General features: G+C 48.2%; 22 protein-coding genes. 13 read left to right on the plus strand and 9 right to left on the minus strand.

Annotation, left to right across the window (positions count from 1 at the left end):
- The first annotated feature begins 106 nt into the window (after positions 1-106).
- The gene (locus ACED36_RS15270; RefSeq protein ID WP_016958128.1) at positions 107-706 is read left to right on the plus strand and encodes a tyrosine-type recombinase/integrase; all 600 of its coding nucleotides are present in this window, start codon (positions 107-109) and stop codon (positions 704-706) included.
- A gap of 219 nt (positions 707-925) precedes the next feature.
- Here ACED36_RS15270 and ACED36_RS15275 read toward each other — a convergent pair whose 3' ends face one another.
- Positions 926-1,687 carry an IclR family transcriptional regulator gene (locus ACED36_RS15275; RefSeq protein WP_016958129.1) on the minus strand — a complete coding sequence of 254 codons (762 nt, stop codon included), beginning with the start codon at positions 1,685-1,687 and terminating at the stop codon, positions 926-928.
- Between the two features lie 139 nt (positions 1,688-1,826).
- Between ACED36_RS15275 and ACED36_RS15280 the strand changes: the two genes are divergently transcribed.
- From ACED36_RS15280 to ACED36_RS15310, 7 genes are all read left to right on the plus strand, one after another.
- Entirely contained in the window at positions 1,827-2,780 is a 954-nt protein-coding gene (locus ACED36_RS15280; RefSeq protein WP_016958130.1) for a tripartite tricarboxylate transporter substrate binding protein, read from the plus strand.
- A 48-nt stretch (positions 2,781-2,828) separates the two neighbouring features.
- Positions 2,829-3,281 carry a tripartite tricarboxylate transporter TctB family protein gene (locus tag ACED36_RS15285; protein ID WP_016958131.1) on the plus strand — a complete coding sequence of 151 codons (453 nt, stop codon included), beginning with the start codon at positions 2,829-2,831 and terminating at the stop codon, positions 3,279-3,281.
- A gap of 15 nt (positions 3,282-3,296) precedes the next feature.
- Positions 3,297-4,781: a tripartite tricarboxylate transporter permease gene (locus ACED36_RS15290; protein WP_016958132.1), complete on the plus strand. Its 1,485-nt coding sequence runs from the start codon at positions 3,297-3,299 to the stop codon at positions 4,779-4,781.
- A gap of 2 nt (positions 4,782-4,783) precedes the next feature.
- On the plus strand, positions 4,784-6,364 hold the full coding sequence (locus ACED36_RS15295) for a gamma-glutamyltransferase family protein (RefSeq protein WP_371733504.1): 1,581 nt from the start codon (positions 4,784-4,786) through the stop codon (positions 6,362-6,364).
- A 22-nt stretch (positions 6,365-6,386) separates the two neighbouring features.
- Positions 6,387-7,100: a DUF599 domain-containing protein gene (locus tag ACED36_RS15300; protein WP_371733505.1), complete on the plus strand. Its 714-nt coding sequence runs from the start codon at positions 6,387-6,389 to the stop codon at positions 7,098-7,100.
- A gap of 646 nt (positions 7,101-7,746) precedes the next feature.
- Positions 7,747-9,123 (plus strand): hemolysin family protein, encoded by a 1,377-nt coding sequence (locus ACED36_RS15305; RefSeq protein WP_371733506.1) that lies wholly within the window; start codon positions 7,747-7,749, stop codon positions 9,121-9,123.
- Positions 9,120-10,139, plus strand: coding sequence for a CNNM domain-containing protein (locus ACED36_RS15310; RefSeq protein WP_371733507.1), 1,020 nt, complete (start codon positions 9,120-9,122; stop codon positions 10,137-10,139). Before ACED36_RS15305 ends, ACED36_RS15310 begins: the two co-directional genes overlap by 4 nt.
- Positions 10,140-10,292: 153 nt before the next feature.
- On the opposite strand, the gene ACED36_RS15315 is transcribed toward ACED36_RS15310, so the two are convergent.
- The 6 genes from ACED36_RS15315 to ACED36_RS15340 form a co-directional block, all read right to left on the minus strand.
- Positions 10,293-11,267 carry an ABC transporter permease gene (locus tag ACED36_RS15315; protein WP_016958137.1) on the minus strand — a complete coding sequence of 325 codons (975 nt, stop codon included), beginning with the start codon at positions 11,265-11,267 and terminating at the stop codon, positions 10,293-10,295.
- Positions 11,254-12,387 carry an ABC transporter permease gene (locus ACED36_RS15320; protein ID WP_016958138.1) on the minus strand — a complete coding sequence of 378 codons (1,134 nt, stop codon included), beginning with the start codon at positions 12,385-12,387 and terminating at the stop codon, positions 11,254-11,256. The genes ACED36_RS15315 and ACED36_RS15320 overlap by 14 nt, the downstream gene beginning before the upstream one ends.
- Positions 12,384-13,928 (minus strand): ABC transporter ATP-binding protein, encoded by a 1,545-nt coding sequence (locus ACED36_RS15325; RefSeq protein WP_016958139.1) that lies wholly within the window; start codon positions 13,926-13,928, stop codon positions 12,384-12,386. The genes ACED36_RS15320 and ACED36_RS15325 overlap by 4 nt, the downstream gene beginning before the upstream one ends.
- A gap of 92 nt (positions 13,929-14,020) precedes the next feature.
- Positions 14,021-15,019, minus strand: a complete 999-nt coding sequence (locus ACED36_RS15330; protein ID WP_016958140.1) for a BMP family protein — start codon at positions 15,017-15,019, stop codon at positions 14,021-14,023.
- A 166-nt stretch (positions 15,020-15,185) separates the two neighbouring features.
- The gene (locus tag ACED36_RS15335; RefSeq protein WP_017003040.1) at positions 15,186-16,274 is read right to left on the minus strand and encodes an endonuclease/exonuclease/phosphatase family protein; all 1,089 of its coding nucleotides are present in this window, start codon (positions 16,272-16,274) and stop codon (positions 15,186-15,188) included.
- Between the two features lie 57 nt (positions 16,275-16,331).
- Positions 16,332-16,832, minus strand: coding sequence for a hypothetical protein (locus tag ACED36_RS15340; protein WP_016958142.1), 501 nt, complete (start codon positions 16,830-16,832; stop codon positions 16,332-16,334).
- A gap of 266 nt (positions 16,833-17,098) precedes the next feature.
- On the opposite strand from ACED36_RS15340, the gene mobB reads away from it, so the two are divergent.
- The 3 genes from mobB (at position 17,099) to fabV (ending at position 19,507) form a co-directional block, all read left to right on the plus strand.
- Positions 17,099-17,671 carry a molybdopterin-guanine dinucleotide biosynthesis protein B gene (gene mobB, locus ACED36_RS15345; RefSeq protein ID WP_016958144.1) on the plus strand — a complete coding sequence of 191 codons (573 nt, stop codon included), beginning with the start codon at positions 17,099-17,101 and terminating at the stop codon, positions 17,669-17,671.
- A gap of 184 nt (positions 17,672-17,855) precedes the next feature.
- Positions 17,856-18,311, plus strand: a complete 456-nt coding sequence (locus ACED36_RS15350; protein ID WP_016958145.1) for a methylglyoxal synthase — start codon at positions 17,856-17,858, stop codon at positions 18,309-18,311.
- Positions 18,312-18,313: 2 nt separating this feature from the next.
- Positions 18,314-19,507, plus strand: a complete 1,194-nt coding sequence (fabV, locus tag ACED36_RS15355; RefSeq protein ID WP_016958146.1) for an enoyl-ACP reductase FabV — start codon at positions 18,314-18,316, stop codon at positions 19,505-19,507.
- A gap of 92 nt (positions 19,508-19,599) precedes the next feature.
- Here the strand turns inward: fabV and ACED36_RS15360 are convergent, their stop codons facing one another.
- Complete coding sequence (locus tag ACED36_RS15360; protein WP_016958147.1) at positions 19,600-19,902, minus strand: helix-turn-helix domain-containing protein; 303 nt, start codon at positions 19,900-19,902, stop codon at positions 19,600-19,602.
- A 268-nt stretch (positions 19,903-20,170) separates the two neighbouring features.
- Between ACED36_RS15360 and ACED36_RS15365 the strand changes: the two genes are divergently transcribed.
- Both ACED36_RS15365 and ACED36_RS15370 read left to right on the plus strand, forming a co-directional pair.
- Entirely contained in the window at positions 20,171-20,419 is a 249-nt protein-coding gene (locus ACED36_RS15365; RefSeq protein WP_016958148.1) for a hypothetical protein, read from the plus strand.
- Between the two features lie 153 nt (positions 20,420-20,572).
- A complete protein-coding gene (locus tag ACED36_RS15370) occupies positions 20,573-21,868 on the plus strand; it encodes a permease (RefSeq protein ID WP_016958149.1) in 1,296 nt (431 codons plus the stop codon).
- 89 nt (positions 21,869-21,957) lie between these two features.
- Here the strand turns inward: ACED36_RS15370 and ACED36_RS15375 are convergent.
- Positions 21,958-25,694, minus strand: a 3,737-nt coding sequence (locus tag ACED36_RS15375; protein WP_371733508.1) for a beta strand repeat-containing protein, incomplete at its 5' end; no start/stop codon positions are given.

A 25,694-nucleotide genomic window follows, 5' to 3' on the forward strand; every position in this document is an offset into this window, starting at 1 on the left:
TTTGCCCCAAGCAAAGTTCTGACGCCCCGTTCGCATTAGGAAATATTATCCAAAACTGTCATTTCTAAAATTATTTAGTCACTCAAACAACCGATGGAGGTGGAGCATGGTGACTATTAATAAACAGAGAAGACACTTAGGACAAAAGAAGCCATTTAAACTCGAAGATATCTGGCGGATCCGCACGCGCCTTGAGATAGAGGGCAATCAGATGGAACTGGCGCTTTTAGATCTCGCGATTGACTGTAAACTCCGGTCTTGTGACTTACTTAGAATGAGGGTTTGCGACATTTCGTCGTTAGGCATCATTCATCCCAGAATTCTGTTCACGCAAAGCAAAACGCAACGGGATGTTCAGTTTGAGATAACAGCAAAAACTCAACACGCACTTAGCCAGTGGTTGTTTGTCAGTCAACTTTCGCCGCAGGACTTTATCTTTCCCAGTCCCAGAAAAACTGGGGCGCCAATGAGTTACTCCTACTACGCCCACATCGTAAAAAAGTGGGCAACGCCCCTTGGACTTGACGCTGCTCAGTATGGAACCCACTCCATGCGAAGGACTAAGGCAACGCTGATCTATCCGAGAACAAAAAATATCAAGGCGGTACAACTACTTTTAGGGCATGTAAAACTTGATAACCCCATACGCTATCTTGGCGTCGAGATCGAAGATGCGCTCAAAATTTCCGAAGACACAGATATTTAAATATGTGGTTGATATATCCCCTTTGAAGAAATTGACTAGCTAAGAACTGTATAAACGATACAACGTGAAAATTGCCTGTGCCTCTTTAGGTTGCAGGTGATTTCATTCCACTGGAGAATGCTTCAAAGTCCAGCAACCCCGCTAATAGCCCTTCTGCATATCCATTACTTTGGCTTTTTTTTCCTTGGAACGATTGCTAGAAACTAAATGCTTGCACCTTTATCGGGAAGGAACCCTGATAAATGAAGCAACTTCTTGAATCTTAGGAAACACCTCCTTTATTAATCGACTTTCATCCCATTCGCTCGTTTTAAATACTGCGACAATACAGGCTATTATTTCCTTGTCGTAATCCAAAATTGGTACGGAAATATTTATCTTTCCATGGCTTATCTCTTGATTCGTTATGCAGTATCCATTTTGCTTGAACTTATGCACTTCATTCTTGATGTCTACCTCATTTGTCATTGTCAACGGTGTGAATGACTTTTTGGTTTCCTTCTCCAAAATTGACTCGACCTTATTATCATCAAAAGTGGACAGGAATATTCTCCCCGAACTTGTACAGAAAATGGGCACCGTAAAGCCTGGATAATCGTTTGGGTAGGCTTCTGTGATGCTTTGTAGTGGAATGAGATACACTACTCTTTCTTGGTGATAAACGCTGACGCCCACGCGTGCATCCAAGTTCTGACGCAGATTGATAATATGGGGGTTTATAGCACTCACCAGATTATTTTGACTGAGGTAACTACTTGCCGGGAGGAGCATTTTTAAGGAGAGCTCATATCGCTTTGAGGTTGGACTCTTGGTCAGGTATCCCAGTTCCTCAAGAGTATAAACATAGCGTTGTACTGCGCTTTTCCCCATCCCTGTGACCTGAACTAGTTCGGTCAAACTCATGCTTTGCGTCGTCACATCAAAAGCTTCAATAATTTCAAAGGCTTTCTTAACTGAGCCAACAAATAAGCGATTTTCCATCCTCTAAATCCTCAGAAATAAGACATTAGAAAGCAAGATCTGATTTGCGATCGTAACCTGATCGTTATATGGTTGTTAACAGAGTAACACAATGCACAACAAAGTATTGTAATGCAATATTTATATGGAGGTAAATATCATGAAGTATCTATTCGCTACTCTTTTTGCTGCGCTTTCTTTTGTCGCCAATTTCACTCAAGCCGCTGAATGGCCAACGAAGACAATTAAATTAACGGTTGGTTATGGGGCGGGTGGAACAACGGACACCGTGTCACGAGTGCTATCCACTGAACTTGAGAAAAGCCTTGGTGAGAAAGTGACCGTCATTAATAAACCGGGAGGTGGCGGATCTGTCGCTGCGGCGTTGTCGAAAGCACAACGCCCCGATGGATATTCTATTTTCACACTCACCACAGGCGCGGCAGTACTATCGCCCCATATGCAAAATCTGCCGTACGATCCTTTAAACGACTTTTCTTTTATCTCTCAAATTGCCCAATGGAACCTTGGAATAGTGGCGCCCAAGGATGCGCCTTACTCTTCTATTCAAGAGCTTGTCGAATATGTGAAGCAACATCCGGGTGAAGTGAGTTACGCAATTGCTGGTGCCGGCACTCCACAACACCTTGCTATGGAACGTCTCGCGCAACAAGAGTCGTTGAAATGGAAGGCGATCCCATTTAAAGGCGGTGCTGCAAGTGTTACTGCGCTGTTGGGTGGGCACGTCGATTTGATGGCTGGAGCAACGGAGTGGTTGCCCCAAGTCCGCTCTGGCGAATTTAAACTTCTTTCAATTATTACCGACAAGCGAATGGCTGAGTTCCCAAATGTACCAACCTTGATTGATGCAGGGTACGAGATCTCTGCGCCTTCTATTTTGGGTATTGCGGGTCCAAAAGGGATCCCTGATGAAGTGGTAGAGCGACTTGCCAGTGCAATAAAAGTTGCGACAGAAACCGAGGGTTTCATGGCGATTATCGAAAAACTCGCTATGCAGGTGAACTATCTCGACTCGAAGAGTTTTGAGGAGAATGTGACAGAAACGTTTCACGAACAAGGCGAAATCATTCAGCTTTCTGGGCTAGGGAAATAGCCCAGTATTAAGCGAGGGAAGGTTAGAGCAGGAATTCAGGAAGGAATGATGAATCAAAAATTAAAGGACAGATTGTCAGCAGTGGTGCTTGTCATTATCGCTGTGGGTATAGGTGTCACATTAATCCCAGAACAGGTTGAAGATACTCCATCTATCGCGTTGTCACCGAGGTTCTTCCCATACTTTGGTTGTGCGTTGGTCGGTATTGGCGCAGTTTTTCTGTTTGTAAGTAGCTTTGATAAAACTTCTGGTGAGCAGGAAACGATAGCCCCTAAGCAGAGTGTTGGGACTTGGTTTCGACCTCTTCTCACTGTCCTTGTGATAGTCCTATTTATCAGCGTGTTTGAAACATACGGCTTCATCCTTTCTGTATCTGCAATGATGTTTCTGCTCTTTCTTATCAATGGAGTACGACGACCAGCGACGCTAATCATCATACCGGCGCTGGTCACCCTCGCGCTCTATGCACTGTTTGTTATTGGATTGGGAATGTCCGTTTAAACCAAGGAGAGTGGTATGGAAGGCGAAATCCTTCAATCTGTAGTTTCAGTTTTTTCTGTACTTAATCTTGTCGCTATTTTTGTTGGCGTCGCATTTGGCATCTTTATGGGGGCAATCCCCGGGCTAACCGGAACCATGGGTATTGCGTTGATTATCCCGCTTACCTATGGATTTAGTCCTCTAACCGCATTTTGCGTTTTGTTAGGGGCTTATAAAGGGTGTCTTTTTGGAGGGAGTATTCCTGCCATTTTATTGAATACACCAGGCTCTCCCGCAGCAGCTGCGACTGTTTTGGATGGCTACCCTTTGGCTCAAAAAGGAAGGGGAAGCGAGGCTATGGGTATGGCGCTGTGGGCTTCCGTTATTGCCGATGTTATTGCTACTGCCATATTGGTTCTGGGCGCAGTCTCCCTTGCCAAATTGGCGACTAATTTTGGACCGCCGGAATTTGCAACCCTAGTACTTTTTGCGCTTCTTGTTGTGGCTGGTGTGTCAGGCAATTCGCTTTCGAAGGGGTTGATAGCCGCTTCATTAGGCTTTCTTTTTGGAACTGTCGGGCTAGATCCGATGGTTGCCACACCAAGGTTTACCTTTGATAACGTCAATTTGATGAACGGTATTTCTCTGATGGCGATGCTGATCGGTTTATTCGCCGTTTCTGAGCTCCTTATTCAGGCAGAAAATTTGGTCGAGAAACGGACAGCTAAGCAAGCAACCGACAATGCCAATTCATCTATTTCCTGGTTTCAAATCAGGGGGAGTCTAAAAACTATCTGCAGAGGCTCATTCATTGGTGTAGTGCTAGGTGCAATACCCGGATTGGGAGCTACTCCAGCTGCGTTTTTGTCATATTCCGAGGCGAAACGGAAATCGGCGTCACCAGAGAAGTTTGGTCAAGGAGAGTTAGAGGGGGTCGCTGCTGCGGAATCTGCGAACAATGCTACTTGCGGAGGTGCTTTGATTCCTCTGCTCGCTTTAGGTGTGCCGGGTGATGTGACAACTGCGGTATTGATGGGGGCTTTTCTGATACATGGCTTAGCGCCTGGACCAGCACTTTTTAGTGAAGATATTTCGCTGATCTATTCACTGTTTGTCGTGCTTTTTATCGCATCACTGTTTCTGCCACTGGTCGGTAAGGTCGCGATAAAGATGTTTTTTCAAATTACGAGAATCCCCCAAAGTGTGCTGCTACCAATTATCGCGGTGTTTTGTCTTATCGGTGTTTATGGATTCAACAACAGTACGGTCGATCTTTGGATGATGTTGGGCTTTGGCTTGCTGGGTTATGTCATGCGAAAACTCGATTTCCCTCTTGCTCCAATGATGATTGGCTTTGTTCTCGAGCCCGTAGGAGAACAAGCTGTGCGTCAGGCGCTCACCCTGTCCGATGGGAACTGGCTCGTTTTCGTCTCTACGCCACTTTCTGTGTTGTTTTTAGTTTTATCTATCATATCTGCGGTGGTGATTTTCCGTCGTAACACAAATAAAAATGGAGTTTAACCGTGAGTTTGTCTCAGTCATCGTCTTGGAGTATCACTAAAAAGGTTGTTCGTACTCACCGTGGTGTGGTGACCTCACAAAGTCGCATAGCTTCAGAAATCGGTGCTCAGGTTTTAAGAAACGGCGGAAACGTTGTTGATGCTGCAATAGCAACATCGTTCGCTTTAGGCGTCGCAGAACCTTGGATGAGTGGTATCGGTGGTGGCGGCTTTATGGTGGTTCGTTTAGCCAAAACGGACGACGTTAAGGTGATCAACTTCGGTATGAAATCACCTAAGAATCTTGATGTCGAAGACTATCCGCTTGTTGAAGGTTCGGCGACAGATTTGTTTCCTTGGACTCGCGTCCATGAAGACAGGAATGTTACTGGTGCGTTGGCGGTGGCTATTCCCGGTCAAGTCGCTGGAATGGGGCTGGCAGCTGAGCATTTTTCATCACTTCCTTGGAAAGAACTCATTCAACCATCAATAGACCTTGCTAAGAAAGGGTTAGCCGTTGATTGGTACGCGCAGCTGATTATTTCTTCCGTAACTAAAGATCTGGTACTGTATAAAGCCTCCGCCGAGACTTTCTTGGATTCCTGTCTTTTCCCTAAATCTTCTGCTTGGACTTCTCATTCATCAAACGTCTGTGATCAGTCTAGCCTTGCTAAAACGCTGGAGACAATAGCAGAGAAGGGTCATCAAAGCTTTTACCGCGGTGAGTTAGCAAGAACCATTGTCAATGAGCTTGTTGCTGCGGGCGGCAAGCATTGCTTGGAAGACTTTGAAAGCTACGCGGCGACTTTGCAGACTGCAGATAAATACAGTTATCGCGACCATACCATATTTGGTACACCGTCAATGACTGCCGGACCAACCTTAAAACGCACTTTTTCACTTATGGAGAATTGGCAGCCAGAGGGCAATTCTCCTGACTCAAACGCCTACAAGGTATATGACACTGCCATTAGGTTGGCCAACGAAGAGCGTTATCGTTTTATGGGGGATGAACGTAAAGAAGTGGCGCCTAGTTGCACGACACATTTTAATGTTGTTGATTCGGAGGGGAATTGTGTATCGGTCACGCAGACACTGCTTTCAATTTTCGGCTCCAAGTTGATGCTGGGGGACAGTGGCATTCTTATGAACAACGGGATCATGTGGTTTGATCCGGAACCTAATAAGCCAAACTCGCTCGCTGCGGGCAAAAGATGCTTGGCGAATATGTGTCCCACCATTCTCAAACGCAGTGATGGTCTTTACTTCGCTTTAGGGGCTTCAGGCGGAAGAAAAATAATGCCAGCGGTAGCGCAGCTATCCTCGTTTATCTTGGATTACAAGATGGATATTGAGAAAGCGATGTATACGCCGAGGATAGATACTAGCCTGAGTGATCTCACGATTGTCGATGACACTATGGATGAAAGTCTCGTTGAGGATTTAAGGGGATCACTACGACAGGTCAAATTAGCCCCACGGACTATATATCCGTTCAATTTCGCTTGTCCTAGCATCATTTCGAGTCAAGTTGAAGATGGTCGGCTTGAAAACTCTGGGATGACAGAGGTGATGTCAGCCTGGTCAGATTCGATCAAAGAATGAAGGGCGTGATGGGTGAAAGAGGATGACTGAATTCTTACAAAAGCTGAATGACGGAGATCTGATAGCACTTGTTGTCCTCTTTTTGTCTTTATTTCTTTATGAGCCTATAAGTAAAGCCATATTTGGGAAGAATATTTCCAGTCAAATGATGTTATGGAGAAAAGCGTGGGCAACACAAATGCTCTGGCGCCATGAGAGAATTACAGATGTCAGCTTGGTGCGAGGATTGATTCACAATGTGTCTTTCTTCGCGACGACGACTGTTTTTGTTATCAGCGGCTTAGTCGCACTGTTAGGTGCAAGCCAATCAATCACCGAAAAGATAAACTCTTTTTCTTACTTGAATGGAACGACAGAGGAGGCCGTGGTTTTAAAAATAACGAGTTTGTTATTTATTATGGTGATTGCGTTTTTTGAATTTGCGTGGTCTATGAGTTTACACGCGAACTCATTGCTTATGCTGGGGTCAGCGCCAGAACCAAGTGAAAAGGATTCAAAGGCGACGAGTCTCGTCGTCAACAAACTGTCCGAGATGAGCGTTCTGGCGTCTTACCACTTTCAATATGGTGTAAGGGCCTATTACTTTGGAATATCCTCTTTAGCTTGGATTATCCACCATTATGTATTCTACGCTATTTTTCTCTTTGTTATTATTGTTATTTTGAGGAGAGAGTTCTTTTCACGCGCCTTTTATATAGCGTCAATGGAAGACATTAAATGGTCGTCTTCTGAATAGCCACTGAATCAGTACATACATTTACGCCTTAATGTAGTTTGCACAAATTTAGCTTATCCGAAATGTTGGTATGAATGTACCGACTCTAAGCCGTTATTGTCCAAAAGCGATTTAGGGGCTGCGCTCACTTTCAAACCACCGATCCCCACTCTCATTTTAATCAACACCTCAAACGGCTTCCTACACGGTGGCGGTTTGCATCAATCATCGCTTTATCCAAAGCGCCAAAAATCGCTGCATGCAGATTAATGCGCAAGTCCACACTGCACCGCTGAAACCCGTTTCACCTTCGATTGTTGCCAATGATTGTCACCTTTGATTGGTGTTTTTGCTGCTACGGAGGCTCAAAACCACACTTAGTGCAGTGATAGTTTGTAACAGACGGTAACGCGGTTGAACGGTAAATAGCGTGTTGGGAAGGCTCTACTTGCTGCTAACGTGGTGTATTCATGCGGTGGTGATGGTCGGTTTCCCACCCTGTCTCACTTTCTTTGCAAGGTGCAATGTGAGTATTCACTAGACTAAATCGTTATCGCGGAAATATACTGCGCGTCCTGTTATTACGTTAGGAATACTTTGTGGACCCCAACTCTCGTCGATTGTGTCGCCCCTTACTGGCTTTATGTTATCAAGGAAGGACACGAGCATGATTGAGCCCCTCATTACCCTTCTGTTCGGCATTCTATTTCTCTTGGCAATTATTGCCGCAAACGGCTATTTCGTTGCGCAAGAATTCGCGTATATGGCGGTTGACCGAGCGAGACTTGCGACCTTAGCTGCGACCGGCGATGAAGCCGCAAAACGCGCGCTCAAAATCACTAAACGCACCAGCTTCATGTTGTCGGGTGCCCAGCTTGGCATCACAGTGACAGGCTTAGTGTTGGGCTTCGCTGCCGAACCGCTTGTCGGTCAATCTATGGGGCTTTTATTGCAAAGCTTCGGGCTGTCACTTGAGGCCGGTATTGCTATCGGTACGGTGATTACTTTGATCGTTGCGATGGTGGTTCAAATGATCATGGGTGAGCTTTACCCCAAAAACCTGGCGATTGCGAACGCTGAGTCAATGTCTCGCATGTTGTCTCGCTCCACCTTGATTTACATGTCTGTGTTTGGCTGGCTCATCAGCTTCTTCGACAAGTCCGCTAACTTGCTTCTTCGCGCGGTTCGCATTGAGCCCGTGCACGATCTCGACGTCAGCGCATCTGAGGAAGATTTACACCACATTATCGCTAACTCACGCGATAGCGGTGATTTGCCTGTTGAACTATCACTGATGATGGACCGCATCCTTGATTTCCCTGAACGCGACGTGGAACACGCGATGGTGCCCCGTTCGCAAGTGGATTGGGTTGAACCTGAAACCACGTTGACAGAACTCCTGTCACTCATGGCGCAAGCGCATACGCGATATCCAGTCATCAATGATGACGACGCACCTGTTGGTGTGGTTCATCTCCCAGACGTTCTGGCGCGTATCGATGCTGGCCATGCTGACGACACCGTAGAATCAGTGATGCGCCCTGCTACTGTGTTGCCAACGCTGATGCGACTGCCTAACGCACTGGATCAGCTTGTGACGTCTACCCATCACTTAGCGTGTGTGATCGATGAATACGGCGGTTTTGCTGGCGTGTTGACCATTGAAGATTTAGCGATGGAGATTGTGGGCGAAATCACCGATGAGCATGACGCCGATCACGGCGATGCAGTGGTGCCTGAAGGCGACAACGTCTGGTTGATGGAAGGTGATGTTCACGTCGACGAAGTAGAACGTGCGATTGGTTATGACTTGCCGCGAGGAGATGTAGAAACCATTGCTGGTATCTTGATTGCTGAGCGAGGTGCGCTTCCAGCTGAAGGAGAGACGGTGAATATTGCGCTTCCTATCGACCCTTCAGAGCTGGCTTCTGGCGAGCCGATCATGCGACATCTCGAGATTGAGGTGTTACGTATCGAGCGACACGTGCCAACAGAGGTGCGTGTAAAACTGGTGGAACAGCAAATCGTGGAGGGTGAACAATGACCGATCCGTTGATCGTCACTATCGTGACACTTGCCCTTATTGTTTTGAGTGGTTTTTTCGTCATTATCGAATTTGCTTTGATGGGTGCGCGTCGACACCGCCTTGAAGAAGTCGCCGTAGAAAGTGCGTCGGCGCGCGCTGCGCTTCGGGGTATGAACGACCTGACGCTGATGTTGGCAGGTGCCCAACTCGGCATCACCTTCTGTACATTTGCGCTTGGTGCGGTGACAAAGCCTGCGGTCGATCATTGGGTTGGCCCGGTGTTTCTCGTCATGGGCTTACCAGCATGGGCGGCTGATGGTGCTGCCTTCGGTTTTGCGCTGTTTGTTGTGACGTTCCTGCACTTAGTCGTGGGCGAGATGGCGCCGAAATCTTGGTCCATTGCACACCCAGAAAAGTCCGCACTTGCCATTGGTATTGCTGCTAGAGCCTACGTTTGGCCGCTGCGTCCGCTACTAAAAGCGATAAACAGCATTGCCAACCGACTGGTCAAAGCGTCTGGCGTTGAACCCGTTGAAAGCGCAGCTGTCGGTGGGCAAGACGTGAGTACCATTCGCCAACTGGTTGAACATTCTGGCAAGACAGGCACGCTGAAACCGAATATTCAGCGACAACTGTCAGGTCTTATTGATCTAAGCTCCATCCCTGTTGAAACCTTGGTGACGGAAGGTCAGGTGATGGCGCATGTCGATAAAAACGCCACCGTTGCAGACGTGCGTGCCGCGGCGATGAAGTCAGGGCATTTACGTATTCTGGTGTTTGGAAAAAGTGGCCTCAAGCCGCTTGTGGTTCATGTGCGTGATACGTTATTGGAACCAACCGACAAACCCGCTCGAGACGTTGCGCGTAACGCATATGTGCTTGACTCAAAAATGCCGATATATGAAGCGCTCGCTCGCATGCGTGAAGCCAGTGTTCAATTGGCGGTAGTCAGCAAGGATGGGAAAATGGTGGGTGTCGTGACACTGGCCGATATTCTTAAACGCGTTCTACCAACGACGGCGGCCAACGCATAACGCAAGTTCGCTTTGTCGTCGTCACACCCGCTTTACCGCTGGTGTCTGAACAAACAACGCCACCCTTTCGGTGGCGTTTTTGCTTCAATTCAACCTAAGCCAAGCTAATCCAACCTAATCAAACCCAGCTAGTCAAACCCAGCCAATCAAACGTTAGCGCTCTTTCTCGTAAGGCCGCCCAATAGATTTCGGTGCAACCGCTTTACCAATGAATCCCGCCAGCAATACCACGGTTAACACATACGGCAAGGCAGAGAACACTTGTGTCGGCAACACGCCCACAAACGGAATGTCTACGCCTTGCATCCGCGTTTCCAGTGCGGACAAAAAGCCAAACAGTAAACAAGCTAACAATGCGTTGCGTGGTTGCCATTTACCAAAAATAACCGCCGCCAGCGCGATGTAGCCCTGCCCTGCTGTCATCTCTTTACCAAACGCTGCGTTTTGCGCTGTCGACAAATACGCGCCAGCCAAACCACACAGTAAGCCTGCAATTAATACGGCGCGATAGCGAAGCCAAACAACCGAGATACCCGCGGTGTCGATGGCGTTAGGCTCTTCACCCACCGCACGAAGACGCAGCCCAAAACGGGTTCTGAACAATACCCACCAGGTCACTATCACTGCGACAAACGCCAGATACACCAGCACATTGTGTCCTGAGACCACATCGCGATAAAACGGACCTAGCACGGGCACAACATCGCCCATCCACTCTGCGCCCGGCAGTTGAGCCGGTAAAAAGCGTTGTTCTCCACTTAACGATGGTGTTTGACCGCCACGCTCAAACCACGCATGGCCGAGTGTGATTGTCATCCCCGAGGCGAAGAAATTCACCGCAAGGCCAGAAATGATCTGATCGCCTTTCTGAGTAATTGAGGCGTACCCGTGGATCAGCGCCAACATCATTGATGCCAAAATAGCAGCGGTTAAACCCAACCAAGGGTTGCCCGTCACGTAAGATACCGCTGCAGCCACAAAGGCTGAAAACAGCATTTTGCCTTCAAGACCAATATCCACCACCCCAGCACGCTCAGAGAATATCCCCGCCATTGCAGCGAAAATAAGCGGTACGGCCAAGCGAAGCGTGGAGTCAGCAGAGGACAAAATCCAGCTAAACAGTTCCATTGGCAACCTCCTCACCTTTCGCGCCGCGGCGCATAAAGAAGCCTTCAACCGGTTTACGAATGAGTCTATCTAACGCACCCGTAAAGAAAATCACCAACCCTTGGATCACCATGATCAGCTCTGGGTTCAGACTTGGCATTTCGAACTGCAACTCCGTGCCGCCTTGGTATAACGCGCCAAACAACAACGCAGCAACCAAGATACCAATCGGGTGATTACGTCCCATCAACGCAACGGCGATCCCGATGAAGCCAAAGCCGCCTGTGAAGTTGAGAATAAGGCGATTTTGAGCGCCAAAGACCTCATTGACCGCCATCAATCCGGCTAATGCGCCAGAGATTGTCATGGCAATAATAATGATTTTCTTCGCATCAATACCGGCATATTCTGCCGCTTCGGCGTTTTGCCCAACCACACGAATGGCATAGCCCAATCGCGTTCTGAACAGCAACAACCACACCAAATACGCAACGACGAGAGCAAGGAGGATAGACGGGTTAAGAAGTGAAAATGGCAGTTCATATCCCCAACTTGCGGCTAACTCGTAAAGTTTTGGGAATACCGCTTCAGGATTGAAGTAACGGGAATCGGTCGAGTTACCGCCATATTTGGCGATGTGCTCCACCAGCGCGTAACCCATTACCGAGAAAGCAATGAAGTTAAACATGATGGTCGTTACCACGATGTGCGAGCCGCGCTTGGCTTGAAGGTAGCCTGGAATCGCCCCCCACAATGCGCCAAAGGCCGCTGCGATAATGATGGCGAGTGGTGCCATCAGCCACATGGATAACACATCGTCCAACACCAGCATCAGAATGCCGATGCCTAACCCTGCGATATACGCTTGACCTTCACCGCCGATATTGAACAAACCTGCATGGAACGCGACAGCCACGGCTAAACCTGTAAACACAAAGTTTGTGGCGTAATACAAGGTGTTGCTTAAGCCACCATATTCTAAGTTTGTCGCCCCTTGGATCATCACACTGAACGCGGCTGTCGGGCTTTCACCGACCATCAGTACCACTAAGCTAGAGATCACCAGCGCCACGGTCAGTTGCAGTGCGGGAACCAGAAATACTTTTACCCACGCAGGGGCACTTTGTTGAGCCACACTCATGCTGCACCCTCCTCTTGCGCGGCATTCGCCATCAAAATACCGAGTTGGCGTTCATTGGTGTCTTTGGCAATCACGTCACCCGTGATTTCGCCATCCGCCAATACAATGATGCGATCAGACAAAGACATGATTTCTTCAAGTTCTGTCGACACTAACAATATCGCTGCACCCGCATCGCGCGCTGCAATCAGGTTGCGGTGAATAAACTCAATCGCACCAATATCAACGCCACGGGTTGGCTGCCCGACAAGCAACACATCCGGCTCTCGCAGCATTTCACGCGCAATAATCAATTTCTGTTGGTTACCGCCGGAGAAGTTGGCGGATTTCAGATGAGGATCTGCGGGGCGAACATCGTATTTTTCCATCATGTTGCGTGTTGCCGCTTCAATCGCCGCTGGGTTCAATAAGCCTTTGCCGTAGGCAATATCATGCTGGAAACCCAATATGGCGCTTTCAGATGCCGGCATGGCTTTCACTAACCCTTGGCGAATACGATCTTCTGGTATATGCCCCACGCTAAGTTGACGCATGAGCCCAGCATTACGCTTGGTTTTAGGTGAAAACGTTTGCTCACCTTTCCCCGTTTTTAGCGTTATCTCGCCTTCTTGTGGCGTCGTCACGCCAGACAACACTGACAACAGTTCCGACTGACCATTCCCAGACACCCCCGCAACACCAAGAATTTCGCCAGCTCGCAGGCTGAAATTTAGGTTCTTGAGACGTTTAACACCTCGGCTGTCCCTCCATGAGACGCTTTCAACGCGAAGACGCTCTTCACCGGGTGTGGCCTTGCCTTTATCAACACGAAGCAGGACTTTCCGGCCCACCATGAGCTCAGCCAATTCGTCGACACTGGTCTCTGCTGTGGTGCGATGCGCGACCATCGCACCTTGACGCATTACCGACACCGAGTCAGTGACCGCCATGATCTCTTTCAGTTTGTGCGTGATCAGAATGATGGTCACACCCTGAGATTTTAGGGTGTTGAGGATATCGAAGAACTGTTCGATTTCTTGCGGTGTCAGCACACCCGTAGGTTCATCCAGAATAAGAATGCGTGCGCCGCGATACAGCGCCTTCAAGATTTCAACCCGTTGCTGAATGCCCACCGCCAACTCACCAACAATGGCGTCTGGATTAACGGTTAGGCCATAATCACTTTCGATTTTTTTCAATGCGGCACGCACATTGGTCGACGCCACATTGAGTAAGCTGTGCCCTTCGGCGCCTAGCATCACGTTTTCTAACACGGTGAACGTTTCCACTAACATAAAATGTTGGTGCACCATGCCAATACCATGAGAAATGGCGTTTTGGGAGTCTTTGATTTTAACGATGGAACCATCCACTTCGATGGTGCCGGAGTCGGCCTGATAAAAGCCATAGAGAATAGACATCAGGGTGGATTTTCCCGCCCCATTTTCCCCGACAATACCGTGAATAGTGCCCGGCATCACTTTGAGGTCGATGTCTTTGTTTGCGTGGACTGCACCAAAGCGTTTGTTGATATCGCGCAGTTCTATTGCGGGGTTTGCCATGCCTGCTCCTTGGCAAGTACAACGAAGGCTAGCGATACAAAACGCCCCCTGATAGGCATAAGCCAAATCAAGGGGCGAATGAGGTCGCTAAATTAATACTCGCAAGAATCTGTGCTGAAGTAATCGTGGACCACGATCTTGCCAGCAATGATATCGTCGCGGATCTGCTTAACACGCGCTTCCATTTCAGGCGTGACCAGATCTTTGTTGTACTCATCCAATGACCAGTCAACACCGCCTTCTTTCAAGCCAAGTGCTTGCAAACCAGGGGTGAATTCACCGTTTTGCGCATCGTTGAACGCATCTTGAACCGCGACATCAACACGCTTAACCATAGAGGTCAGCATCACACCTGGGTGCAGATAGTTTTGGTTGGAATCAACGCCGACAGCGTATTTACCTTCATCAACAGCGGCTTGATACACACCAACACCGGTACCACCTGCTGCGGCATAAACGACATCAACGCCTTTATCAAACTGAGATTTTGCAAGCTCTGCGCCCTTGGTAGGGTTATTCCAAGCCGCAGGCGTTGAGCCCGTCATGTTCTGAACAACGTCCGCGTCAGCCGCTTGGAATTTCGCGCCTTGCTCATAACCACAAGCAAATTTACGGATCAGCGGGATATCCATACCGCCAATGAAACCGACTTTGTCGCTTTCACTTTTCATCACCGCCAGTGCGCCAACAAGGAATGAGCCTTCGTGTTCTTTAAACACAACAGAACGCACGTTGGGGAGATCAACCACAGCATCGATGATGACAAATTGGGTTTTAGGGAATTGCTTCGCCACTTTTTCTACGATCGGAGCTTGTTGAAAGCCAACCGCTACGATTGGGCTAAAGCCACGTTGCGCCATGCGCAGCATCGCTTGTTCACGCTGGGCTTCATTAGTGATTTCAAACTCACCGTAGCTAACACCTGTTTCCGCTTTAAATGCTTCTGCACCGGTGTAGGCGGCTTGGTTGAACGATTTATCGAACTTACCACCCATGTCAAAAATCACAGAAGGCTTAAACGCATCGGCTGACGCCGATGCTGACATCAGACCAAGGGTTATTGCTGCTGCCAGTGAGGTGATCGTTTTCATCCTTGCTACTCCATTCATTGAAGAAATCCATAGTTTCTCGACCACGTTAACATTTAAGTTACAATGGACGGAACGTTATCGTCAGCAAAACGATGAAATCTTGAACGCTTTCACACACCGCCTTAGTTTTCGGCAAAAAACTCACCAGGTGCTAGCACAACACTCTCTAACTCAGGCAAATATCAGCCCAAACCAAACGGTGATCTGATGTCGCAGAAGCACGAAATTTGCCAACGTCATCCAATAAAAGTGTCAATAGCTGGTCATCTGGCGCAGGCCAGAACACCCCCGTTTCTTTTACTTGCAAATCCTTCGATGGCAACACGTAGTCCAAACGCAAGCCGCGCTGATGAGTGGCTTGGTTTTTGTTTCGTACATGACGCCCACGCACAAAGTGCGCCGCTCCGCCACTTTGAGGGATAGGAAAAGGCTGAATACGCGTATCACCGATCAATTGGGCAATCACCGCTTTGTCACCCTCACCGTTTTTCGGATCGGCATTCAAATCCCCCATCACCACAAATGATGAGCCTTTGGCCAAACCGCCTACTAAGCCCTTATCATCAACCAAATAGGATTCATTTTTCAGGATATCGTGCAATAAGCGAATTTCATCAGCATTGCGTTTGAGGTTTCGCTTTTCTGCACCGTCGAAGACAGGTGGCGTGGGATGACACGCCACAACATGCACGGTATGTTCACCGACGAACACTGGGATCGCGACATGATTTTTGGATGACAAACGTAGCCTTTGTTCCACGGCATGATCGAAGTAATGTCGTGGCATACGGGTATTGGGCATGCTCTGCCAAAGAAACGATTGCCAACTGCGCGCATTATCGATGTCCAACGGATACTTGCTCAGCAGGATGAAACCATATTGCCCATGGTGTCGCCCAAAGCCATGCGCACGTTCAGGCGCGGAAGAAACCTCTTCACCGTCAAACAGCGGTAACCCTGTATTGGTAGGAGGAAGGTACTGAAAGGGATACGTGATGGGGCATTGCCCATATTGCGATTGATTTAAGTAATGGGACTGAAAATACGCCAGCATGCCATCATCACCCCCTTCACCGTGATGATCGAACTCGCACAGAAGCAACACATCAGGTTGGCAATGTTGAATGATGGCAGCAATACGATTGAATCGCTCACTGTCGGCGTTTCTTAGCGAACTGAATACCTGATCAGGTTGATCAGCAGACATCGCGACATTAAACGTCGCAAATCGAAGTGTGGTTTGAGGCGTTACCATTTGATTTCAATATTCACTACACAATCAGATAGCAAAGGGTAACGCACTCAGAGTGACTTACGAACAGCTTTGACGATTAAGCACCATCGATAAGGCTTCTCGAATGTGTTTCGCATCCGCTTCTGCCCGATGTGGAGCAGGCCCAAGCGATGCCAACGCACTCAAAAAATCCTGCCTGTCGATACCATCATGACGGTGAAGCCAGTGCCCCACCTCCGTCAAAGTAAACGTTGGCCGCATGTGCGCGGCTTTATACAATCTCCCAAGCCAGAACAAGTCCCATTGGCTATCACACAATACATCGTCGAAATAACACAAGGTGTTGTTCAAATGGGTACAGACATCAAACACGGATAAGCCATTTATTTTCAAATACTCACGGCTAACGCCATGTATTTCAATTTCCGCATGATCATCCCAATACTGCCATGATTCAGGAGAAGACGCTGGGTTGATAAGTAGGCTAACGCCAGCGCCATCGGGCAAGCTGTAACCAACTTCTATCGGGTATGAAGCTTCTGTAAGGCCAGATGCTTCAAAATCGAGGGTAACCCACATATTATCGCTCCGTGATAATTTAGTGTTTTCGATAGTTAGAGAAGGCTATTTGGCTGCGACAGCACAACGGGTACATCCTTATCTTACCCTGCGCTTGGTCACGTGATGCTGCCAACCAGACTCTCTTCAAATTTAGCTTTAATATGCAACGGCAGGAATGCCATCGCTAACTGTAGTGTGTCTACGTCACTGTGCACGTAATAATGTAGTACGTAATCATGTTTATTTTTGTCTTTATCACTTTTTAGAAAGTAGGCGTTAACATCATGCAATGCAACCAACCTACCCCTGTGCTTGGCTTTGCTGGCTTCAGTGGCTCAGGAAAAACAACCTTACTTGAAGCAGTTATCCCGCAACTTAATGCTGTTGGCCTGCGTGTAGGACTCGTCAAACATAGTCATCATGACATAGAGCCGGACTCGCCACGTAAAGACAGTTACCGTCTTCGTTACGCAGGTAGCGATCAATTACTTCTCGCGACGGCAAAACGTCACATGCTTTTTTTTGAATATCACGACAATTTAGACAGAGAACCTTCTTTGCAAGAATGTCTAAACCAGTTGGATCACTCACGACTGGATATTGTGCTGGTTGAAGGTTTCCGCGATGCGGTACTGACCAAAGTCGAAGTACACCGACCCGCGCACGGCAAGCCGACACTGTTTAGCCATGACAGCAACATCATTGCCGTCGCATGTGATAAACCGCTAGCGTCATTGACTGGTGGAAACATGACTTCGCTGGATCTTAACAATGCCGATGAGGTGGCATCTTTTATCCGACACTGGTTAAGCCATGCAACTGACACGGAAAAGTATCTGCCATATTGCGCCAAGTAACACGCAGATTGGATTAGCACAATAAGACGATTAACCCAACGAGAGTTATCACAAAGCCCCGTTTGAACGCGACGATGTTCCATATTTAATGATCAATGTCTGGAAATGATGATTATCGTGTCGCTCAAACCAGCCAAAATCACCAGAATAAGCCTTCGTCCATAGAATGAATAAGAAGTTAGAAATGAAATCAACCAATCGTACGGTCAGCAAAAGCAAACAAATCGCACTCGTTGCACATGATCACCGCAAAACCGACCTTTTACGCTGGGTTGAAGAAAATAAAGATGCACTCTCCCACCACCAACTTTTCGCGACGGGAACCACAGGTACGATTTTGAGCCGAGAAACAGGCCTCAATATCACATCACTGATGAGTGGCCCAATGGGCGGTGATCAGCAATTGGGTGCAATGATTTGCGAAAAGAAAATCGACGTTTTGGTGTTCTTTTGGGACCCACTCAGCTCAGTGCCCCACGACCCGGATGTGAAAGCGTTACTGCGTATTGCGGCCGTGTGGAACATTCCTGTCGCCATTAATCGTGCCACCGCCCGTTATTTGATCACGTCTCCAATGATGAGCGAAGAAGTGCAGGTCGATATACCCGATTACGAAGCCTATTTAGCGGAAAGACTGTAACGATGATTCTCCAGCCTCAAATTCAGGGCGTCATCGCCCGCAGTTGCCACCCCATTGGGTGCAAAGCTGCCATAGAAAAGCAAATTTATCTGGCACAGCAGCAAGCTCGAACGTCAGATATGCCCAGAAACGTACTGATTTTAGGTGCGTCTTCTGGATTTGGGCTGGCTTCTCGCATTGCACTGACCTTTGGCCCCGCGAACGCTTCAACCATTGGCGTGTCCTTTGAGCGCGGCATGTCAGACAAAGGCATTGGCAGTGCAGGTTGGTATAACAATATTTTTGTCAAAGACGCTGCTATCAAAGCTGGCCGCACCACGTCCAATATCGTCGGCGATGCTTTTTCTGATCAAACCCGTCAAATGGTGGCTGACACCATACGCACCCAATGCGGCGGGAAGGTCGATCTGGTTGTGTACTCATTGGCAACAGGCATACGCCCTAACCCCGAAACGGGCGAGTTTTGGCGCTCATCTATCAAACCTATCGGCGAAGCTGTCGAAGGTTATGCCATAGATTTCGAGAAAAACCGTCTGAATAGCGTCACGTTATCTCCCGCCAGTGAGCAAGAGATCAATGACACCGTGAAAGTGATGGGCGGTGAAGACTGGCTAAGCTGGATGCAGTTTCTCGGTCAGAACGATTTGTTGGCGGAAGGTTGTCGCACTGTCGCCTACTCTTACATTGGCCCAGAACATACGCATGCGATTTACCACAAAGGCACGCTAGGTTTAGCCAAAACGCATCTTCATCAGACCCGACATGACATCGATGCGCTGCTGTCAGGCATTAATGGACAAGCCGATATTGCGGTGTGCAAGGCGCTCGTGACCAAAGCCAGTGTGTTTATCCCAGGGCTAACCCCTTACCTGCTGGCGCTTTACCGAGTGATGAAAGCCAAAGGCCTGCAAGAGGGTTGTATTGAGCAAATGGATCGGTTGTTCTACAACAAGTGGAACCGTCAACAAGACAGAGACGATGAAGGACTGATCCGACTGGATGACTGGGAACTTCAGCCAGATGTGCAAGATGAGGTTAACACTCTGCTTGCACAAATGACGCCGGAGAATTTCACACAGATTGCCGATTACGAAGGTGTTCTCACCGACTTCTTGCAGCTTAATGGTTTTGGTTTTTCAAACGTTGATTACGACCAGCCTGTCGATATCGAGCAATTAAAAACACTCGTGCCTTAACGCCTACCTATCAACCCAAAACGACCAACGAAAAACGTGTCGCTAAACTTCAATTGGCAACGCGTTTTTCGTGGTGAGATTGCTTAGGTATATCACGACGATTCACCAGCCTGCGGGTAATCTAACGCTTCTCGGATTCTACTTTCATTCTTAGCAACCCAATCTTTGTTGACCGCGCCCCAATCGTTAATTTCATAACCGCCATTTTTGTTTGCGCCGACAAATTGCACATTGATATCAAGTTCTTCTAAGGCATCAATGGTGTCTTGTGCGGTACGCCTTGGCATTCCTGTTTCTTTGATGATGGCGGGAACCGTATTCACACCCTGACCAATAAGATGCGACACCAATAAGCGTCGATAAAAACTGGTTTTGGTTTTACTTGGTTTGCTCAAATGGTTTTCTCCTTGGCGATGAATGCCAAGTCTAAACCTTCACCTCAGCAGATAAACCGTTTTCACTATCTTTGACCAAATAGTGTGTCGCATTTCACGCTGCACAACGTCTTGTTAAGCGCCGAACCAATATCACACTCTTTGAAAGCCGCAGTACACCCTTCATTGAATACCGCGTGTTGGTCTCAGCATTGACACGCGATTAACCCTTCAAGAATCGCCGAGGCATGCCAGACTTCTTGGTGAATTTCTTCGAAGGAGAACCGCCATGGCGCAACAAAAAACCAAAGTGTCCACTCATGAAACCATGGAACATGCCTATGGTGACGACGTAGAGCACAAGCACAATAAAGACCATATGGAATATCGTGATCATGAGCCAAGCCACGGGCACCACCTCCACGGCGGTGTTGATACCCACAAAGGCACACACCATCATCACCGCACCACACACCACCATCATCATTACTATGGCCCTGTCACCATTGTGATGGGCTCGGAAGAAGACGAAGAATAACCTTGTAGCAAAACAGGTGAGAAACTAGATACACAGCCCGTCACATTTGGCGGGCTGTTGCTTTTGTTGATAAAGAATCTTTTGTGATACACGTGGTGATCAAGACGTCCACTACCCTTTATTCCAATTAGCTAATAGACGGGGAAAGCAATGATGGGCGGCGAACATTCCAACGTTATTTTTCACTTCATTGATGTGTTCTTCAACATGATATGGCAAATCTACTGGCCGTTGGCGTTTGGGTTGATGCTCTCTTCGTTTATACGCAATTGGCTTCCTGTGGAAACCGTCGCCAAACACTTGGGTAGCACTAGCGCAAAAAGCCTCGCTTTCACCACCTTGCTCGGTGTCGTCTCGTCATCCTGCTCTTATGCCGCCGCTTCGCTTTCTCACACCTTGATGATTAAAAAGTCCACCATCGCCAATGCAATGGCTTTTCTGGTGTCGAGCACCAATTTGATCATGGAAATGTTTATTGTCTTGGTCGCCTTGCTCGGTTGGACATTCTTTTGGGGGGAAATCATCGGTGGTTTGATTCTGATTATGGCTGTCGCTTTCTTGTTTGAACGCTTCTTCCCCAAAGATGTTGAAGCCGAGCTTCGTCAGAAATTAGAGGATGACCAAAAACCCAAATCCAGCGAAGCAACAACAACCATGAGTGGCTGTGGCATGGATATGTCAGCGATGAAGCACGAAGGTCATGAACACATGGACATGGCTAAACCTGCTGACAAACATGAAGAAAGCGACTGCGGCATGGATATGCCAGCGATGAAGCACGAAGGTCATGAACACATGGACAAGCACATGGACATGGATTCCATGCCGTCCCACGCCCCGTTATCGTCCACCATGGCGAAAATCAGTAAAACGGCAGGCTTTTTTCATATGGATCTGGCCATGATTGGCAAAGAAATTCTGATTGGCGTGGTGGTGTCTTCAGTGCTTATCGCCATTGTGCCGCTTGACGGTTGGCGCGCTTTGTTTATCAGCAGCGATGTGAATATGCCAGCATGGCTGCATTCCTTCCTTGATGTAATTATTGGTATTTTCGTCGCCATGATCGCGTATGTCTGTTCAGTCGGTAATTTGCTGTTGGCGGCGGCGCTTTGGCATGGCGGCATTTCGTTCGGTGGGGTTATCGGCTTTATTTTGGCAGATGTGCTGACCATCCCCATGATGCGGGTATACCAAAAATACTATGGCACTCGCCCCACCAAGTGGATGGTCGGGCTGCTCTTTGTCGGTATCTTATTTACCGGTTTGAGCATCGATGCGATCTTTTCTGGATTTGGTGTTGCGGTATCGAGTGAAACACTCAGACCACTGATCCAAGATGGTTTCGGCCTGAATTTCACCACCATCATGAACCTCATTTTTATTCCTCTTTCTATTTGGTATTACCAAGTCGGAAAGAAAGCCAACGCTGGCATGGGAATGAGCATGTAAGACAGTATTCAGCAAAAAGCGGCAAGCACTTTTGCGCTTGCCGCTCGCCGTTAAACCTTCAATTATTTATTCAGCGAATCACTTCAGTATTAGTCGATGTAGAGTTGTGATTGCAACAGCATCGCATCCAAAATCATGTTACTCACTTCGCCATCTGTTTTACCTACAGTGTCCAATGAATAGGCAGATGTCATGTCAGACACACTGAGGTTGTCGATAACAATCTGCTGGTCAATGTTTCCATCACCTTCACTTGAAACATTAATCACCACGTTACCGCCGCCGTCATCCACAAACGATAAATAGGCATCCAAAGAAGTTTCATTTTCATCTTGAAGTAAATCAGACAAGTCGATGGCATCGGCCATCAAATCGAAATCAGTAATATGGTCAACTGACACACCTGATTGCCCTTCGATGTCAGCATGAAGGAACTTAAACGTATCGGATCCACCACCGCCTGTGAGCGTATCGTCACCTTGCCCACCGACCATCAAATCATCACCTAAACCGCCATCCAAAATATCTACACCACCTCCACCAAAAATAGTTTCATCTGCGGAAGTCCCCGTGAAATTATCGTCAATGTCTAACCCTGCAAACGAAATAATCGGATCGTCAATCAAACTGACCGTGACGGTTGACGTCACTGATTCACCAGCGTTTGACACTGTGTAGGTAAACACTTCCGTTTCATCCAGGCCGTCAGTGGCTGAGGTGAGAAGAAACTGATATTCACCACTTCGATGAACGCCAAAATCTTCGGTATAGAGAGAAAATACACCGTGATCGGTTTCTATGTTGATCAACCCATTTGCGTCAGGATTGTAGGTCGTCCCATTCCATTCAACAGAATCTAATGTTGCATCGCCAGTCAGGCCCATATCGTTATCAAGAAGGTTACCGACGCGATAATGCAGTTCATTGCCATACTCTGAACCATATACTAGGCCAGACTCATAGACTGACACCACATCTGCAACGGCGGTCATTGAGGCGTCGTGAGTAATAGAAAGTACCGCAGTGTCAGAATCACCGTCGTCATCACCGAGCGTATAGGTAAACTGCTCGTTGGTGAATGGACCGCCACCGGAGGCGGATGACTGGAAACTGTAGCTTCCGTCAGGGTTAATGATCAATGTACCGAGCGCCGCAGCAATGGTGGTTGGGCCGCTCACAAAATAGGTGGTACCGTCATACAATACTGACGTGACTTTTGCGTCGGAGCTTGCCGAATCTTCGCCACCCGTATCAGAAATCACATTGCCGTAAATTAAGCCCAATTCACCAACGCTATCGCTGTCGTCAATGGCGTCGACATTCTGATCGGTAACATCAAGAGCAACTTGAGTCCAAGCGCCATCACCAACGCGATAATAGAAGCTGTCTTGTTGCGTTTCAGACGCCGTATGATCGAACAAAGGCGCTTGGTAGGTGAAAGAACCATCGGGATTCACCGTCACCGAACCGCCGAGGGTTGTCACGAATGTGGTCGCACCATTTACTGTTGCTGCCCCCGTTCCTGACGCATCGGTCGCCACTTCAATGGAATTGTTGGTGTCTCCCGTATCGTTCGCAAGCAGACCTGAAGAGGCATCAACAGTGAGTGTGTTTTCTTCACTCACGGTGTAAGTGTCCGCCACCGCCGTGAAATCATCCGTGAGCGTAATACCAAACGTATTGATTGAAACATGCCCTGACGAATCAACCGCTCGCACCGTGACAGTAGGATAAGGGTCGGTTTCAAAATCCAGCTTAGAATTATCTCTGATTGTCACTTGGCCGTTTGTCGAATTTATCTGAAATGCGCCGTTGTGATCATCAATAAGCGAATAAGATACTGAGTCTTTATTCGTCGAAAATGAAATGGGGTAATTAGACGAAGAATCTTGATAGTGGAGGCCACTGGATACATTAGATGTTTGGCCATCATAGGTCACCGTCGCCCACACATCAGTGCCATTCGATATAGGTTGATTATAGTTAGAGCCAGTGGCATAAACCGTTCCGCCAGTGGCCATGACGGTCGATATCACTGTCCCTCCAAGATAAAAAGTAACGGTCGCCCCAGAAGGTATACCATTGGCATGAATCCCAGTGACATGGCTGCCACCATGTCCATGCCAACGAACCTGTGTACCATCAATCCAACTTCCAATACCTTCAGGATCAGCGTACGCCGTTAACCCGACAGAAGTTCCGTTTGCCGCACTTTCACTCACTGAATTGGAACTTCCGTTAGAATCAGTGACTGCGCCTATACCCGAGCCATCCGTTTCTGCGGTGACATCAATGACATATTCTTTGGCGATTGAACTGCCGTCCGCTGAGGTTGCAGTCACTTCAATCGTGACTTGTGGCTCTGTCGACGCATTCAACAAGTTATGATTCGCCACAGACACTTGCCCGGTCGATGAGTTAATACTGAACGCACCGCCATGGTTGTCACTCAAGCTATAAGTGACGGCGTCACCATCACCATCAACTGCTTGCGCTCTGAGGTACACATATCCATTACTGGCATCACCTGTGAGATTTTGCATGTTGTCAATGTCGGTGAGTTCGCCAATTCCGCCATCAATCACATTGATGTCAAAATCTCTTGTGCTGCTACTGCCATCGCTTGAAGTGGCGAGTACGCTGACGGTTTGGGTCGTACCCGTCAGTGCACTCAGGTCTGCCGCGACGGTCACGACACCCGTTGATGGATCAACCGTAAACAGTCCACCAGCATTATCCGTTAATGAATAAACAATGTTGTCACCGTCCGCATCAATAGCGGAAAGGTCGATGCCAACCGTTGAACCTATGTTGGCAACGTCTGAAACCTGATCCGTATCGGTATCCGTGTCAGTGATGCTACCGACGCTCGCGTCTGTATCCCCATCTACTGCATTGGCATTAAGCACATCAATGACATAAGACTGGCTGCTAACACTGCCATCGGTAGACGTCGCCTGAACCACAATGGTGTGTTGTTGTGCTGTTTCGTAATCTAAGTTCCCCGCAACGGTAACAACACCGCTGGTAGGGTGAATCATAAACAAGCCACTTGCGTTGTTACTTAATGAATAACTGACGGTGTCTGTGGCATCACTGTCCGTTGCATTTAACGTCAACCCAACGGTTGAACCAATCCCTGCGTTCTCCGATATTTCACTATTTGTGGCATCCGAATCAGTAATAGCCGTAACAGAGAACTCGCTTTTATCATCCGTTAGGTTAATGGTCATTGTGTGCGTTGTGCTACTGCCATCAGTCGACGTGGCTTGCACCGTGATGTTATGGCTCGTGGCAGTTTCGTAATCCAACGCGCCTGCCACCGTCACTTTGCCCGAGTCGGGATCGATGGTGAACAGCCCCCCTGCATTATCAGTTAGGGTAAACGTGATGCTATCGGTACCATCACCATCGACCGAGTTGAAGGTCACCCCCACGCTGTCGCCGATTGCTGCACTTTCAGAGACGGTGTCTGCCCCTGCGTCCGTGTCGGTGATCGCCGTCGCAGTGAACTCCGACTTGTCGTCGGTCAAACTGATGATGTAGCTCTGGTTTGAGGTAGAGCCGTCTGTCGACGTCGCCACCACGGTAATGGTATGACTCGTGGCGGTTTCATAATCCAGTGCCGCCGCTACAGTCACAATGCCGCTGCTGGGATCAATCGTGAACAAGCCGCCTGCGTTATTACTCAAAGAATAACTCACCGTGTCACTGCCATCACTGTCGGTGGCGTCTAAGTCCAGCCCCACGGTGGTGCCAACAGTGACACTCTCTGACACCACACTGTTGGTGGCGTCAGTATCGGTGATCCCCGTGACTGCAAACT

Source organism: Enterovibrio sp. FF113, from assembly GCF_041439165.1.
Lineage (GTDB): Bacteria > Pseudomonadota > Gammaproteobacteria > Enterobacterales > Vibrionaceae > Enterovibrio > Enterovibrio norvegicus_A.